Source organism: Lachnospiraceae bacterium JLR.KK002, from assembly GCA_036941025.1.
GTDB lineage: Bacteria > Bacillota > Clostridia > Lachnospirales > Lachnospiraceae > Petralouisia.
In genome coordinates this window covers 1,756,429-1,771,762 of the sequence record JAYMNP010000001.1, presented here as the reverse complement: position 1 = coordinate 1,771,762, position 15,334 = coordinate 1,756,429, and the positions used below count along the sequence as shown (strand labels likewise).

The window sequence follows — 15,334 nt, the reverse complement described above, 5'->3', positions numbered from 1 at the left end:
ATGTTACAATATCAGAGTTCCGAAAAACAACTGAAAAGCACCCATAGTTTAACGGATAAAATACCAGATTCCGGTTCTGGGGCTGGGGGTTCGATTCCCTCTGGGTGCACTGAAACTTTTAGTCGCTGCATTTTGTGATTCAGACAGAATGCAGCCGAATCATATAGATAAGAAATAAAGGAGCAGATATGAGCGATTCTTTGAATAAAAATAACAATGAACAGTCCGAAAACGGAGTTGAAAATAAAAGTGATTTTCTGAAAAAAAATGGTAAGATGATTTCCGTGGGAGCAGTGGTAATTGCGCTGGGCGTGGTAGTAGGAGTCACAATGCTCAACGGGAAAGGGAAAGAGGAGAAAAAGGAGCCTCCGAAAGTACAGCAGGAGGAGGTACAGAAGACTCCGGAGGAACAGGAAGAAAAAACGGACGAGTATACGATGGACGTGCAGCCGGAAGTGAAGGAGCTGGTGTCCACTTATTATAATGCCTATGCGGCAGGAGATATTGAACAGCTTCAGACTGTGACACAGAATCTTTCCGATATGGAAAAAAGCTATATTAAAATGATGAATGAATATGTGGAAAGCTACAGTGAGATCACCTGTTACAGCAAGGATGGTCTGGACGAAGGTTCTCACATGGTATCTGCTACTTTTAATATGAATTTTCATAATGCGGAGGGCGGACTTCCCGGTATGGATTTCTTCTATGTAAGAACCGGGGAAGACGGAAAACTTTATATCGACAACCGTTACTGTTCTTTTAACCGTCAGATGAAGGAGCAGGAGACAGAAGCGGAAATTAACGCGTTAATCAGTGAATTTGAAGGCGGGGAAGATGTACAGAAACTCCGTGCAGAGTTCCAGAGCAAGTATGAAGCTGCCGTAGCGGCAGATGAGAATCTGAAAACAATGGAGAACACTGTGAAAGAGGCAATTGTAGGATGGAAAGATTCCTATAATCCGAATGAAAATCAGACAGAAGTTGCCTCCGGAGAAAATAATGAGCAGCCGGAAGAAGCAACGCCGGAAGAAGGGGAAAATCAGGAGAATCCGCCTGCTGACAGTCAGCCGGAAGAGACTCCGGAAGCTGCGCCGGAAGAATCTCAGGAGCCGGAGGCTCCGCAGGAAGACAGTACGCCTGAGATTAATTATGTGCCGGAAGGAACCGTTCTTACTGCCAACAACAGTTATAATATCCGTGTGTCCATGAATGAATCTGCAGAACTGGTCGGAACTACAGCTCCTGGCGACAGTATCAAAGTAATTCTGAGTTATGCAGAGGGCTGGACCAAGGTGGAATGGAAGGAAAAGACAGGATATATCCGGACTGATTTGCTGTTGAATAATTAAATGTTCATGTCCGGTGAGGTCGGCGATTTTCAGTCACCAACTATATAGAAAACAGAGAGAATTGCCTGAAAGGGTAATTCTCTTTTTTCTTCTACAGGAAAGAACTTGTCACGCTAAAGCGTGAAAGTGCCTTTCTGTAGAAGAAAATTAAGATGCGCAGTTCGCGGAAAGGAAGTTTATTGCCAGGCAATCCGCTCACGCGCGGAGAATACGCTGTGCGCATTCTTTTTATCATATCAAAACAAAAGCCTGTATAAAATAAGCAAAATGTTTCAATCTAATAGGAAAAACAGCGTAACAGAACATACGGAGCTGTTACAGCAGATCAGGAGGAAACCATGCGTAATTATCAGGAGATAAATGTTTTGAAAGAAACCAGAAAGAATGCGGCCATGGCCGTAAACGCCATTGATGTACTGATGGGAAAAATTTACAATCAGGAGTTTGCTTATGAACTGACGTCACAGAGAAGCCGGTTTCAGGATTTTGAAAGAAAAGCGGAGGCCGGATTATGGGAGCACGGGCTGACGCCCAGGGAGTCCGGACTGGAAAAAGCCATGCTGTGGGGCGCCATACAGGCCAATACCATGCTGAATATCAGCACCCCTCATGTGGCGGACATGATGATACAGGGGAATACAAGGGGAATTACAGATTTGCTGAAAGTGAAGCATAACAATAAAAATACCGGAAGTTTTGCCAATGAACTGGCGGAAGAACTGATGGATTTTGAAGAAGAAAATATAGAGCGGTTAAAAAGATTTTTATAAAGGTGTGGGGATAAGCAATGTCAGAATCAGTCAGAATTAATAAATATCTCAGCGAGGCGGGAATCTGTTCCAGAAGAGAGGCGGACCGCCAGATTGAGAAAGGGAATATTACTATCAACGGCAGAACAGCCGTAATGGGAGATAAAGTCTGTCCGGGCGATGTGGTTATGTTCGGAAGGAAGAAAGTAACCGGGGAAGAGAAGCCGGTGCTTCTGGCAGTAAATAAGCCCAGGGGGATTGTCTGCACTTCGGAAAAACGGGAGAAAGACAATATTGTGGATTATGTGGGTTACCCCGCAAGGATTTATCCCATCGGCAGACTGGATAAGAATTCCCATGGTCTGATTTTGATGACAAATCAGGGAGAACTGGCCGACGCAGTGATGCGAGGCAGGAATTTCCATGAAAAAGAATATATTGTGAGGGTGAACCGGGAAGTGACAGAAGACTTTATACGGAACATGTCTCAGGGTGTTTACCTGAAAGAGCTGGAAACAGTTACCAGGCCCTGTCATGTGGAAAAGCTGGGAAAACGGACATTCCGGATTATTCTGACCCAGGGGCTGAACAGGCAGATACGGAGGATGTGCGAACATTTCCAGTACCGGGTGGTGGATTTGAAGCGGGTGCGGATTATGAATATTATGCTCGGAGATTTAAAGGAAGGGGCATACCGGGCCGTAACCGGGGAAGAATGGAAAGCATTGCAGGAACTGGCTTTCTCCGGGCAGTCAAAGATTCTGTAGCAGGTCAGGCGCCGCTGCCTGTCTGGCAGGAGATTATGGTGGCAGTGTTTTCAGAAAAAGGGAAAGGACAGAGAAAGATGGACAGAACGCAGGCAGAAGCAAGAATACAGGAGCTCCGAACAAATCTGGAATATCACAGCAACCGCTATTATAATCTGGACAGTCCGGAAATCACCGATTACGAATACGACAGCATGATGCGGGAACTGAAAGGGATGGAGCAGGAATTTCCGAATCTGGTTACAGAAGATTCTCCTACTCAGAAAGTAGGAGGCGCTGCAAAACGGGAGGCCGGGGTGCTGGTAAGGCATAATGTCCCCATGCTGAGCCTGCAGGATGTATTTTCCAGAGAAGAAGTGGAAGCATTTGTAGAGGAAATGCAGGAACAGCTGGAAGAACCGGAATTTGTGGTGGAATATAAAATTGACGGACTTTCCATGGCTCTCCGCTATGAAGAAGGGGAATTGAAGCTGGCAGTGACCAGAGGAGACGGCATCAATTTCGGAGAAGATGTAACGGTAAATGCCGGCGTTATTTCCGATGTGAAGAAAAAGTTAAAAGTTCCCGTGGAATATCTGGAAATCCGGGGCGAAGTATATATGAGAAATGAGGCATTTGAGAAAGTCAATGAAATGCAGGAACTGAACGGGAAGAAACTCTTTGCCAATCCCAGAAACTGCGCGGCAGGTACGCTGCGACAGCTGGACAGCAAAATAACCAGAGAACGGGGCCTGTCCATGTTTGTGTTCAATATTCAGCAAATCCGGGGCATGGAGATTAAAACTCACACCCAGGGCTACGAATATCTGAAACAGAATAAAATTCCGGTGATAGACGATTACCGTGTCTGCCGGACGAAAGAAGAAGTCTGGGAAGCTATCTGCGCCATCGGGGCGAACCGGGGAAATCTGGGCTATGACATTGACGGAGCCGTAGTGAAATTAAATTCTCTGGCAGACCGGGAGAAGCTGGGAGCCACCTCCAAAGTTCCCCGCTGGGCCGTTGCCTACAAATATCCGCCGGAGGAAAAAGAAACCACACTTCTGGATGTAGAACTGTCTGTGGGGCGAACCGGAAGAATTACGCCTACCGGGATTTTTGAGCCGGTGCGGCTGTGCGGAACCACAGTATCCCGCGCCACCCTCCACAATCAGGATTTTATTGATGAGCTGGATATCCGGATTGGAGACCGGATTCTGGTATATAAATCCGGGGAAATTATACCGAAAGTCCGGAAAGTGCTGAAAGAAAAGCGGCCGGAGGGAGCGGCGCCCTATCGTCTGCCGGAAGTCTGTCCCGTCTGCGGTGCCAAAACCCGGCGGGAAAAGGATACGGCAGATATCAGATGTACCTCTCCGAACTGCCCGGCCCAGCTTGAGCGGCGCATAATCAATTTTGTGGGCAGAGACGCCATGGACATTAAGGGATTCGGAACGGTATATGTGGAAGAACTGGTGCGCCTGGGCTACCTGAAGGATGTGGCGGATATTTATACTTTGAAGGAACACCGGGAAGAACTGATTGAACAGGGCATAATCGGAAAAGAGAAAAATACCGACAAGCTGCTGAATGCTATTGAAAAATCCAAAGAAAATGAGGCATATCAGCTTCTGACCGGATTCGGCATTCCAAATGTGGGAAAGGCTGCGGCAAAATCCATTTTAAAGGAATTTAAGTCTGTTCAGGAACTCAGCCAGGCAGACAAAGAATCATTGCAGCAGGTGAATGATATCGGGGAAGTGAGCGCCAACTGCATTCTGGATTTTTTTGGAGATGAGACAAACCGCAGAATCATAGCGCGGATGGAGCAATATGGGGTGAATATGGAATCCGGCGGGCAGACCGGGGGCAGCCGGTTTCAGGGTATGACCTTTGTGATAACCGGTACCCTGCCGGGGCTGGAGCGGAAGGAAGCTGCGGCGCTGATTGAGCAGCAGGGCGGAAAAGTGTCCGGCTCCGTGTCCAAAAAGACCAATATGGTGCTGGCCGGGGAAAAGGCAGGGAGCAAGCTGGCAAAAGCCCGGGAGCTGGGCATAAAAGTCATATCAGAAGAAGAATTTCTTGCCATGCTGCCGGAATAATTCAGAATATACAAAAACGGGAATCATAGAGAAAGAAGGGAAAATTATGCCAATCAAAGTGCAAAGTGACCTGCCGGCGAAGGAAACGCTGGAGCGGGAAAATGTATTTACCATGGATGAAAACAGGGCCATTCACCAGGATATCCGTCCCATCGAAGTGGGAATACTGAATTTAATGCCTTTAAAAGAAGAGACAGAACTGCAGATTCTGCGGGAACTTTCCAATACTCCCCTGCAGGTGGACGTAACCTTTGTGATGGCGGGAAGCCATGAATCACGCAATACTTCCAGCAGCCATCTGAATAAATTCTATCACACCTTTGAGGAAATCCGGGAGCGGAAATTCGACGGATTTATTATTACGGGAGCGCCGGTGGAACAGATAGAGTATGAGGATGTGGACTACTGGGAAGAATTTAAGGAAATCTGTGCCTGGACCGAGACAAATGTAACCTCCACCATGCACCTGTGCTGGGGAGCCCAGGCCGGCCTTTATTATCATTATGGCATTCAGAAAGAAATGCTGAAACAGAAAATGTTCGGTCTTTTTGAACATCGGGTACGGAATCGGAAAATCCCTCTGGTCAGGGGCTTTGACGATTATTTTCTGGCGCCTCATTCCAGGCATACCCAGGTACGCAGAGAAGATATTGAAAAAGAGCCGGAGCTGACCATTCTGGCGGAATCAGAAGAAGCGGGGGTTTTCCTGATTATGGACACCACCGGAAAAAAAGTATTTGTGATGGGCCATCCGGAGTACGACAGGATTACTCTCCATACGGAATACATACGGGATAAAGAGAAGGGGCTGGATATCCAGGTTCCGAGGAATTACTATCAGGGGGACGACTGTACCGTCCGGCCCAACCTGCAGTGGCGGGCCCACGCCAATACCCTGTATACCAACTGGCTGAATTATTATGTCTATCAGGCAACTCCTTACGAGTATACTTCAGTGCCTGAAAGTATTAAGAAAGAATAAAAGAGTCAGAATATCTTTGCAAAACCCGGAAACTCTGCTATAATAAAAAAATGAATAAGTTTAGGAGGCGTGAACAATGGCTGAAGACAGAAAGGCATATATGATAAAAGACGATAATCTGGGCGAGGTGCGTATTGCAGATGAGGTAGTTGCAATTATTGCAGGACTGGCGGCTACTGAGGTGGAAGGCGTAAGTTCCATGGCCGGAAATATTACCAACGAGCTGGTAAGCAAGCTGGGAATGAAGAACCTCTCCAAAGGAATCAAGGTGGAAGTGAAAGAAAATGTGGTGAAAGTGGACGTTGCACTGAATATCCGGTTCGGATATGCCATTCCGGAGGTTTCCACCAAGGTGCAGGAGCGGGTGAAATCTGCCGTTGAGAACATGACAGGTCTGGAAGTGAGCCATGTCAATGTGCGCATTGCCAGTGTCAATATGGAAAAACAGAAGCAGTAACCGTGCGGCAGGAACCATTCCTGTATGAAAAGTGAAGGAAGACATATAATATCATAAGGGTGTCATCAGACACCCTTTTCGTGGGTACAGCCCTGATATGGCCGCCGGTCTGTCATCCGGCAGGATGGAAGCCGGCAGGTATTGGGAAAGGAAGCATATGAGCCGAAGAGAGATAAGAGAGCAGATATTCAAACTGTTGTTCCGGGCGGAATTTTATGAAGCGGAAGAACTGCCGGAGCAGCTGCAGTTGTTTTTGGAAGAACCGGACAGAAAAGAAGAAAAAGATACCCTTTACATTCAGGATAAATTTGAACAGATTCTGGCTCGTTTATCCGGGATTGACGAGATGATTAATCAGGTGGCCCAGGGCTGGAAGACCAGCCGGATGGGAAAAGTGGATCTGACCTTAATCCGCCTTGCGGTATATGAAATGAAATATGAGGAAGATGTCCCTGTGGGGGTGGCAATCAATGAAGCCGTGGAACTGGCCAAAAGCTACGGCACCGATGATTCGGCCTCCTTTGTCAACGGGATTCTTGCAAAACTGGTATGACGAAGCATGTATATACCGTAGGCCAGGTGAACGCCTACATCAAAAATATGTTCGACCAGGATTTTATGATGAACCGGATTTATGTGAAGGGAGAAGTTTCCAACTGTAAGTATCACACTTCAGGGCATATTTATTTTACCCTGAAGGATCATACGGGAGCTATTAACGGTGTGCTGTTTGCCGGAAACCGGAAGGGCCTTTCATTTACCATGAGAAACGGGGACAATGTGATTGCTCTGGGTTCCGTTTCTGTTTACGAGCGGGACGGAAAATACCAGCTTTATGCACGGGAAATTCTGCCGGACGGAGAAGGACTGCTGTACCGGCGTTTTGAACAGCTCAAACAGGAGCTGGAAGAGATGGGCATGTTTGCCCCGGAATACAAACAGCCCATTCCAAAGTATATCCGGACGCTGGGTATTGTGACAGCCCCCACCGGAGCGGCCATCCGGGATATTCAGAATATCAGCAGCCGGAGAAATCCCTGTGTACAGACCATTCTTTATCCGGCGCTGGTACAGGGAGAGGGAGCAGCGGCCAGTATTGTCAACGGCATTCATGCACTGGAACAGTTGGGTGTGGATGTGATTATTGCAGGACGGGGCGGCGGTTCCATGGAAGATTTGTGGGCCTTTAATGAAGAAATCGTGGCAAGGGCCATATTTGAATGTTCCGTTCCTGTTATTTCGGCAGTGGGCCATGAGACGGATACCACCATCGCTGATTATGTGGCGGATTTGCGGGCGCCCACTCCTTCTGCGGCTGCGGAACTGGCGGTTTATGATATCCGGGAGCTGGAAGGGCTGCTGCTGTCTCTGCGGCTGGCTCTGAACCGGGGCATTACGGACAGGCTGGAACGATCAGAAGAGCGACTGAGGCAGTACGAGAGCAGAATCCGTCTGCTGAGCCCTCAGAGACGCCTGAATGAAAAGCGGCAGACTGCCGCTGATCTGGAAGACAGGCTCCGCATGAGGATGGAACATGTTCTGATGCAGAAAAAGCATGAGATGGAACTTTCCGCAGAACGACTGGAAGCACTGTCTCCAATCCGGAAATTAAGCCAGGGATATTCTTTTGTGGCGGATGAAGCAGGCCGGGGTATTTCAGATGTGGAACGATTGGACAGGGGAGACACCCTGTACATTCACATGCTGAACGGAAACGTGACCGCGGAAGTAACAGAAATTGAACGGGAGGGCATATGAGCCGGACAGAGAAAAAAGAACCGTCCCTGGAGGAAACCTTTCAGGAACTGGAACAGATTATAGAAAAAATGCAGGACCGGGAAGTGACGCTGGAGGAATCCTTCACCCTGTACGAACAGGGGATTCACAAACTCCGTTACTGCAATGAGAAAATAGATTATGTGGAAAAGAAAATGCTTGTCCTGGATGAACAGGGTGAACTGAGGCCTTTTGACGGGCCGGAGCAGGAAACAGGCAGTACATAAGAACTGTGAAAGAAAGCACAGGCGGCCATGAAGCCTGTTTCAGGGCAGGAAGGTTGTGGCGGCGGAAGGATTTTCAGAAAGGACAGGACAGATATGGATATAAAAGCAGAAATTGCAGTCCGGACAGAACAGATTGAAGCTGTAATCAGAGCGTATCTTCCGGAAGAAGAAGGCCTGCAGAAAACGGTGATATCAGCCATGAATTACAGCCTGCTGGCAGGCGGAAAACGTCTGCGGCCCATGCTGATGCAGGAAACTTACCGCATGTTCGGCGGCAGGTCCAAAGTAGTAGAGCCTTTTATGGCGGCAATAGAGATGATACATACCTATTCTCTGGTACATGATGATCTGCCCGCCATGGATAACGATGAATACCGGCGGGGGAAAAAAACCACCCATGCACAGTTTGGGGAAGCCATGGGAATTCTGGCCGGCGACGGACTGCTGAATTACGCTTTTGAAACTGCGGCGAAAGCCTTTGAGACAGAACCGGGAAATGCCCGTATCGGAAAGGCCTTCCAGGTCCTTGCCGGGAAATCCGGGATTTACGGAATGCTGGGCGGACAGTGTGTGGATGTGGAGATGGAAGGAAAGCCTGTGACAGAAGAAACACTGCAGTTTATTTACCGCCTGAAAACCGGGGCGCTGCTGGAAAGCGCCATGCTCATCGGCGCCATACTGGCCGGAGCCACCGGAAGCGAACAGCGGCAGGTGGAGCAGGCGGCCGGAGAACTGGGTATGGCTTTTCAGATACAGGACGATATTCTGGATGTGACCGGCAGCACGGAGGTTCTGGGCAAGCCCACGGGCAGCGATGAAAAGAATCATAAGACTACTTATGTGACCCTTTGGGGGATTGAGAAAGGGAAAGCGGAAGTAGAAAGGCTTTCCAGACACAGTGTGGAATTAATCAATACGCTGGTAGTGAAAAATGAATTTCTGACAAATCTGATGCTGGAACTGATACAACGGGAAAAATAGCCTGATGAACGGGTGATAAGTAACGATACAGGAGAAGGAAGGGGATTATCTATGGTATTGGAGAAAATAGAGGAACCCAACGATATAAAAAAACTGGAAGAATCAGAGTTACCGGTACTGGCAGAGGAAATCAGAGAATTTCTGATTCGGCAGGTTGCGGAGCATGGCGGTCATCTGGCGTCCAACCTTGGGGTGGTGGAGCTTACGATGGCCCTGCACCTGTTTTTTCAGTTGCCGGAGGATAAAATAATCTGGGATGTGGGACACCAGTCCTATACCCATAAACTGCTGACGGGCCGGAAAAAGGGGTTTGACAGTCTGCGGCAGTTCGGCGGCATGAGCGGATTTCCCAAACGGAAAGAAAGCAGATGTGACAGTTTTGATACGGGACACAGTTCCACTTCCATTTCAGCAGGGCTGGGCTATGCGGCGGCCAGAGAACTGACCGGAGAAGACTACAGGGTGGTTTCTGTTATCGGGGACGGAGCACTGACCGGAGGAATGGCCTATGAAGCCTTAAACAATGCTTCCAGGTTAAAGACGAATTTTATTATTGTGCTGAACGACAACAAAATGTCCATTTCAGAAAATGTGGGAGGCCTCTCCAGACATCTCATCAATCTGCGTACGGCGGACGCTTATCAGGGGCTGAAGACAGGGGTGACCAATTCCCTGAACAAAATACCCGTATACGGGGAACGCATGGTGGAACAGATTCGCAGAACCAAAAGCGGCATCAAGCAGCTTCTGATACCGGGAATGCTGTTTGAAAATATGGGAATTACCTATCTGGGCCCGGTGGACGGACATGATATCGGCGGAATGCTGCGGGTATTCCGGGACGCTTCCAGAGTGGACGGGGCGGTGGTAGTTCATGTGCTCACCCAGAAAGGGAAAGGCTATGTTCCGGCAGAACGCCATCCTGCCAGATTTCACGGAACGGAGCCCTTTCATATTGAAACGGGACTTCCTCTGAAGAAAAGAAACAAAGCCAATTACACCGACGTTTTTTCCACAGTTATGCGCAAACTGGGAGAACGGGATGAGAAGGTAACTGCCATTACAGCGGCTATGGAAGACGGAACAGGCCTCAAACGGTTTCACAATATGTTCCCGGAACGGTTTTTTGATGTGGGAATTGCGGAGGAACATGCAGTGACCTTTGCGGCAGGGCTGGCAGCAGCGGGAATGAAACCGGTAGTGGCAGTGTATTCTTCCTTTTTGCAGAGGGCTTACGACCAGATACTCCATGATGTGTGTATCCAGGATTTGCCGGTGACTTTTGCCATAGACCGGGCGGGGCTTGTGGGCAGCGACGGAGAAACCCATCAGGGGATTTTCGATTTGTCCTGGCTTTCTTCTGTTCCAAATATGAGTGTTATGGCTCCCAAAAACAAGTGGGAGCTTTCCGACATGGTGAAATTTGCAGTCAGTTACGGACATCCTGTTGCCATCCGTTATCCCAGAGGAGAAGCCTGGGCAGAGCTGAAAGAATATCGGGCTGAAATTGTCCGGGGAAAAAGCGAAGTGATTTATGAGGAAAGCCAGATTGCACTGCTGGCGGTGGGAAGCATGGTGAAAACAGCCTGTCAGGTCCGGGAAAATCTGAAAAAGCTGGGGTATGGCTGTACTCTGGTGAATGTGCGGTTTGTGAAACCTCTGGACAGGGAACTGCTGGAGCGGCTGACTGCTTCCCATGAGCTGCTGGTAACCATGGAAGAAAATGTTCTGAGCGGCGGATTCGGAGAACATGCAGTCCGTTATCTGGAAACGGAAAAAGGGCCGGAACATGTTCCGAAATTCCTGAATATCGCCATCGAGGACGTATATGTGGAGCATGGAAATGTGGAACTTCTGCGGCAGGAACTGGGTCTTGACGCTGCTTCCGTCACAGACAGAATCACAGAAGCAATGGAAAGGCTGTAACAGGAAAGAGAGACGGTAAATATGAAAGAGAGACTGGACGTACTGCTGGTACAGCGCGGGTTTGCTCCTTCCAGAGAAAAGGCAAAGGCCATGATTATGGAAGGGAATGTATTTGTGGCAGGTCAGAGAGAAGACAAGGCGGGCACTTCTTTTGATGTAAAAGCAGAAATTGAAGTGCGGGGAAATACCCTCAGATATGTGAGCAGGGGCGGATTGAAGCTGGAAAAGGCCATGAAACAGTTTCAAATCAGCCTCGCAGACAGAATCTGTATGGATATCGGAGCTTCCACCGGCGGATTTACAGACTGTATGCTGCAAAACGGAGCTGCAAAGGTGTACGCGGTGGACGTGGGATACGGACAGTTTGCATGGAAGCTGCGGCAGGATGAGCGGGTAGTCTGTATGGAGAAAACCAATATCCGGTATGTGACGCCGGAGGATATCGGGGACGTACTGGATTTTGCCTCGGTGGATGTTTCCTTTATTTCCCTTACCAAAGTCCTTCCCCCGGTCAGAGAGCTGCTGAAAGACCAGGGCGAACTGGTATGTCTCATCAAGCCCCAGTTTGAAGCAGGAAGGGAAAAAGTCGGGAAAAAGGGCGTAGTCCGGGACCCCAAAGTGCAGGAGGAAGTAATCAGGAAAGTCCTGGACGCTGCAGAAGAACTGGGATTCGGAATCCGGAATCTGGACTTTTCGCCCATTAAGGGGCCGGAGGGAAATATCGAATATCTGGTACATATGCAGAAAGGTCTGAACAGTCAGGAGGCGTCTGTGGATGGAGCCGCTGTGGTGGCACTGGCCCATAAAACACTGGACGAAAAAGTATGAAATATTTTTATGTGATTGCAAATTCCGGAAAAGACAGGCAGTTAAAACTCACAGAGAAAATCTGCAGTTTTGTGGCGGAGCACGGAGGCGTCTGCGGATATCAGGCAAATCAGGGGCCTGACGGAGATTTGTTTGACCAGGAACAGATTCCGGAAGAGACGGAATGCATTCTGGTGGTGGGAGGAGACGGAACCCTCCTGAGTGCTGCCAGAACCATGGCAGACCGGAAAATACCTCTGATAGGGGTGAATACGGGCCATGTGGGCTATCTCTGTGAACTGGAAGCAGACACGGTGATTTCCGGCGTGGAACGCCTTCTGACCGAAGACACATATACTGTGGAACATCGTATGCTGCTGGCAGGGCGTTGCATGACGGAAGACGGAGAAGGAGAGGAATGGCGGGCGCTGAACGATATTGTGATTCACCGCTGTGGCAGGCTGCAGGTGGTGGATTTGATTATTTCCGTCAACGGGCAGTACCTGAATACCTACAGTGCGGACGGCATGATTATTGCCACGCCCACCGGTTCCACCGCCTACAGCATGTCGGCGGGAGGCCCCATTGTGGACCCCAAGGCCAGCCTTCTGCTGATAACCCCTATCAGTCCCCATTCCCTCAATGCCAAAAGTATTGTGCTGGACGGGGAAGATGAGATTACCATTCAGGTTGCCAGAAGGAACGAGGAGCAGAAAGAAAGCCTGGAAGTCAGCTTTGATGGGGAACCCGTGGGAACACTCCGGGCAGGAGAGGAAATTAGAATAAAAAAGGCTCAGGCCTGCACCAGAATACTGAAACTGAGCCAGCTCAGTTTTCTGGAGCGTCTTCGGAAAAAATTGCAGGGATATACCTGACAGGAGGGAGCCATGAAGTCGAAACGCCAGGCAAAAATTCTGGAAATTATTTCAAAATACAGCATTAAGACACAGGAAGAACTCTCCGAACATCTGGAGCAGGAAGGATTTCATGTAACGCAGGCCACCGTATCCAGGGATATCCGGGAACTGAAGCTGACCAGAGTGGCAAACGGTACAGGGCAGCAGAAATATATTTCTCTGCGTGAAAAACATACGGATTTAAGTGAAAAATATACCAGGATTTTCCGGGAGGGATTTGTGTCCATGGATATGGCCCAGAATATTCTGGTGATTAAAACGGTTTCCGGTATGGCCATGGCAGTTGCAGCGGCTCTGGACGCCATGGACTGCCATGAGATTGTAGGCAGCATTGCAGGAGACGACACCATTATGTGTGCGGTGCGTACCCTGGAGGATACGGAATCTCTGATGAAGCGTCTGCGGAAAATGACAGAGAACTGAGCGGCAGAAAAAGGACCGGAAAAATTACCTGAAAATTACGGAGAATTAAAAGGAGAAAGGGATATGTTGGTAAGTCTGCATGTGAAAAATCTGGCCCTGATGGAGGAGGCAGAGGTGGAATTTGGAAATGGACTGAACATTCTGTCCGGCGAAACGGGAGCCGGAAAATCCATTATCATCGGTTCCATCAATCTGGCTCTGGGAGAAAAGGCGCCGAAGGAGATGCTGCGGGAGCAGGCAGAATATGCCCTGGTGGAGCTGATTTTCCGGGTGGAAAATGAAGAACAGAGAAAGCTGCTGGAGGAGATGGATATTTTTCCGGAAAATGAGGAAATTATTATGTCAAGAAAAATTACTGCCTCCCGGAGCGTGGGGAAAATCAACTCAGAAACTGTTTCCGCTTCCCGTATGCGGCAGGCGGCGGCACTTTTGATTGATATTCACGGACAGCATGAGCACCAGTCTCTGCTTCAGAAGAAAAAACATCTGGAAATCCTGGACGAGTACGGAAAAGAGCAGTTAGCCTCCAAAAAGCAGCTTTTAAAACAGCGTTATCAGGAATATCAGAAGTTGCTGGAAGAACGTCAGCAGGCCCTTTCCGAGGGAGAAGGAAGAGAGCGGGAGTTGTCTTTTCTGGAATATGAAATTCAGGAAATTGAAGATGCTGCCCTGGTAGCCGGAGAAGATGAAGAACTGGAGCTTTCTTATCGGAAAATGGCCAATAGCCGCAAAATTATGGAAGCGGCGGGAACTGCCTATGAAATGACAGGGGGCGGCGGAAGCGCCACGGAACAGCTTGGACGGGCATTGCGGGAACTGCAGACCGTGTCGGATTTTGACCCTCACCTGGAAGGGCTACGGGAACAGCTGGAAGAGGTGGACAGTCTGCTGAATGATTTCAACCGGGAATTGTCCGGTTATATTTCCCAGGAGGAATTTGACGGAGAAACTTTTTCCCAGGTGGAAAAACGCCTGGATGAAATCAATCATCTGAAAGATAAATTCGGCGGAAGTATCGAAGCAGTCCTGCAGGCAAAAGAGGAAAAGAAGCAGAAATACCATCGACTGAAAGACCATGAAGCATATCTGGCCGGATTGGAGGAACGTCTGGAAAAAGCGGAAGGAGCCCTTCAGAAAACCTCGGCGGAAGTGTCAAAAATCCGGAAAAAATATGCAAAAAAACTTGTAAAGCAGGTAAAGGAAGCGCTGGTGGATTTAAACTTCCTGGATGTGGAATTTACCATGGAATTTCAGGAAACCAAAGGTTATACATCTAACGGGACAGATGACGCGGAGTTTCTGATTTCCACCAATCCGGGTGAGTCGGTAAAGCCTCTGGGCAGGGTGGCTTCCGGCGGTGAACTGAGCCGGATTATGCTGGCCATCAAAACTATCCTGGCGGAAAGCGACCGGATTGAAACGCTGATTTTTGATGAAATCGACGCGGGAATCAGCGGAAGGACAGCCCAGATGGTGGCTGAGAAAATGAATGTAATCGGCAAAAATCATCAGATTATCTGTATTACCCATCTTCCTCAGATTGCAGCTATGGCAGATTACCATTTTCTGATTCGGAAGGATGTCATCAATCACGTAACGGTTTCCAATATTTCCCTGCTGGATGAACAGGAAAGCATTACGGAACTGGGACGTATGCTGGGCGGTGTGAAAATTACCGATAAAGTGATGGAAAGCGCCGGAGAAATGAAAGAACTTGCCCGGAAAATCAAGAGCTGAACGTAAGAAAATTTATCCGGAAAAATAAAAGCAGAAAAATAAAAAACTTTATCCGGAAAAATAAAAGCAGAAAAATAAGAAAAATTTATCCGGAAAGTTAAAAAATCCCAGATTTAAAACAGCAGAATTTCACATACTAAAAAAGGATTTCA

General features: G+C 48.5%; 15 protein-coding genes and 1 tRNA gene. All 16 read left to right on the top strand.

Translation table 11 applies throughout. The features are described 5' to 3' along the window. Positions 1 to 37 precede the first annotated feature (37 nt). Positions 38 to 109 (top strand) — tRNA-Arg (locus VSQ32_08540). A 79-nt stretch (positions 110 to 188) separates the two neighbouring features. Beyond that, positions 189 to 1,352, top strand: coding sequence for an SH3 domain-containing protein (locus VSQ32_08535; GenBank protein MEH2942907.1), 1,164 nt, complete (start codon positions 189 to 191; stop codon positions 1,350 to 1,352). Between the two features lie 338 nt (positions 1,353 to 1,690). Then, entirely contained in the window at positions 1,691 to 2,122 is a 432-nt protein-coding gene (locus VSQ32_08530) for a hypothetical protein (protein ID MEH2942906.1), read from the top strand. Positions 2,123 to 2,139: 17 nt separating this feature from the next. Beyond that, complete coding sequence (locus VSQ32_08525; protein MEH2942905.1) at positions 2,140 to 2,868, top strand: pseudouridine synthase; 729 nt, start codon at positions 2,140 to 2,142, stop codon at positions 2,866 to 2,868. Positions 2,869 to 2,945: 77 nt separating this feature from the next. After that, positions 2,946 to 4,949 (top strand): NAD-dependent DNA ligase LigA, encoded by a 2,004-nt coding sequence (gene ligA / locus VSQ32_08520; GenBank protein MEH2942904.1) that lies wholly within the window; start codon positions 2,946 to 2,948, stop codon positions 4,947 to 4,949. A gap of 46 nt (positions 4,950 to 4,995) precedes the next feature. Then, positions 4,996 to 5,931 (top strand): homoserine O-succinyltransferase, encoded by a 936-nt coding sequence (metA, locus tag VSQ32_08515; protein ID MEH2942903.1) that lies wholly within the window; start codon positions 4,996 to 4,998, stop codon positions 5,929 to 5,931. Between the two features lie 76 nt (positions 5,932 to 6,007). Further along, a complete protein-coding gene (locus VSQ32_08510) occupies positions 6,008 to 6,388 on the top strand; it encodes an Asp23/Gls24 family envelope stress response protein (protein ID MEH2942902.1) in 381 nt (126 codons plus the stop codon). 157 nt (positions 6,389 to 6,545) lie between these two features. Beyond that, complete coding sequence (gene nusB, locus VSQ32_08505; protein MEH2942901.1) at positions 6,546 to 6,941, top strand: transcription antitermination factor NusB; 396 nt, start codon at positions 6,546 to 6,548, stop codon at positions 6,939 to 6,941. Further along, positions 6,938 to 8,146, top strand: a complete 1,209-nt coding sequence (gene xseA, locus VSQ32_08500; GenBank protein ID MEH2942900.1) for an exodeoxyribonuclease VII large subunit — start codon at positions 6,938 to 6,940, stop codon at positions 8,144 to 8,146. The genes nusB and xseA overlap by 4 nt, the downstream gene beginning before the upstream one ends. Beyond that, entirely contained in the window at positions 8,143 to 8,391 is a 249-nt protein-coding gene (xseB, locus tag VSQ32_08495; protein ID MEH2942899.1) for an exodeoxyribonuclease VII small subunit, read from the top strand. Before xseA ends, xseB begins: the two co-directional genes overlap by 4 nt. Positions 8,392 to 8,484: 93 nt before the next feature. After that, positions 8,485 to 9,372: a farnesyl diphosphate synthase gene (locus VSQ32_08490; protein ID MEH2942898.1), complete on the top strand. Its 888-nt coding sequence runs from the start codon at positions 8,485 to 8,487 to the stop codon at positions 9,370 to 9,372. Positions 9,373 to 9,423: 51 nt separating this feature from the next. After that, positions 9,424 to 11,298 (top strand): 1-deoxy-D-xylulose-5-phosphate synthase, encoded by a 1,875-nt coding sequence (dxs, locus tag VSQ32_08485; GenBank protein MEH2942897.1) that lies wholly within the window; start codon positions 9,424 to 9,426, stop codon positions 11,296 to 11,298. 21 nt (positions 11,299 to 11,319) lie between these two features. Further along, positions 11,320 to 12,126 (top strand): TlyA family RNA methyltransferase, encoded by an 807-nt coding sequence (locus VSQ32_08480; GenBank protein MEH2942896.1) that lies wholly within the window; start codon positions 11,320 to 11,322, stop codon positions 12,124 to 12,126. Then, positions 12,123 to 12,980 (top strand): NAD(+)/NADH kinase, encoded by an 858-nt coding sequence (locus tag VSQ32_08475; GenBank protein ID MEH2942895.1) that lies wholly within the window; start codon positions 12,123 to 12,125, stop codon positions 12,978 to 12,980. The genes VSQ32_08480 and VSQ32_08475 overlap by 4 nt, the downstream gene beginning before the upstream one ends. A gap of 12 nt (positions 12,981 to 12,992) precedes the next feature. Next, complete coding sequence (argR, locus tag VSQ32_08470; protein MEH2942894.1) at positions 12,993 to 13,445, top strand: arginine repressor; 453 nt, start codon at positions 12,993 to 12,995, stop codon at positions 13,443 to 13,445. 63 nt (positions 13,446 to 13,508) lie between these two features. Next, the gene (recN, locus tag VSQ32_08465) at positions 13,509 to 15,182 is read left to right on the top strand and encodes a DNA repair protein RecN (GenBank protein MEH2942893.1); all 1,674 of its coding nucleotides are present in this window, start codon (positions 13,509 to 13,511) and stop codon (positions 15,180 to 15,182) included. Positions 15,183 to 15,334 lie beyond the last annotated feature (152 nt).

Coding starts and splice junctions, on each gene's coding strand:
- xseB (MEH2942899.1), top strand. CDS start 8,143: ATGAGCCGGACAGAGAAAAAAGAACCGTCCCTGGAGGAAACCTTTCAG.
- argR (MEH2942894.1), top strand. CDS start 12,993: ATGAAGTCGAAACGCCAGGCAAAAATTCTGGAAATTATTTCAAAATAC.
- VSQ32_08530 (MEH2942906.1), top strand. CDS start 1,691: ATGCGTAATTATCAGGAGATAAATGTTTTGAAAGAAACCAGAAAGAAT.
- ligA (MEH2942904.1), top strand. CDS start 2,946: ATGGACAGAACGCAGGCAGAAGCAAGAATACAGGAGCTCCGAACAAAT.
- VSQ32_08480 (MEH2942896.1), top strand. CDS start 11,320: ATGAAAGAGAGACTGGACGTACTGCTGGTACAGCGCGGGTTTGCTCCT.
- VSQ32_08510 (MEH2942902.1), top strand. CDS start 6,008: ATGGCTGAAGACAGAAAGGCATATATGATAAAAGACGATAATCTGGGC.
- dxs (MEH2942897.1), top strand. CDS start 9,424: ATGGTATTGGAGAAAATAGAGGAACCCAACGATATAAAAAAACTGGAA.
- VSQ32_08490 (MEH2942898.1), top strand. CDS start 8,485: ATGGATATAAAAGCAGAAATTGCAGTCCGGACAGAACAGATTGAAGCT.
- xseA (MEH2942900.1), top strand. CDS start 6,938: ATGACGAAGCATGTATATACCGTAGGCCAGGTGAACGCCTACATCAAA.
- VSQ32_08535 (MEH2942907.1), top strand. CDS start 189: ATGAGCGATTCTTTGAATAAAAATAACAATGAACAGTCCGAAAACGGA.
- recN (MEH2942893.1), top strand. CDS start 13,509: ATGTTGGTAAGTCTGCATGTGAAAAATCTGGCCCTGATGGAGGAGGCA.
- VSQ32_08475 (MEH2942895.1), top strand. CDS start 12,123: ATGAAATATTTTTATGTGATTGCAAATTCCGGAAAAGACAGGCAGTTA.
- nusB (MEH2942901.1), top strand. CDS start 6,546: ATGAGCCGAAGAGAGATAAGAGAGCAGATATTCAAACTGTTGTTCCGG.
- VSQ32_08525 (MEH2942905.1), top strand. CDS start 2,140: ATGTCAGAATCAGTCAGAATTAATAAATATCTCAGCGAGGCGGGAATC.
- metA (MEH2942903.1), top strand. CDS start 4,996: ATGCCAATCAAAGTGCAAAGTGACCTGCCGGCGAAGGAAACGCTGGAG.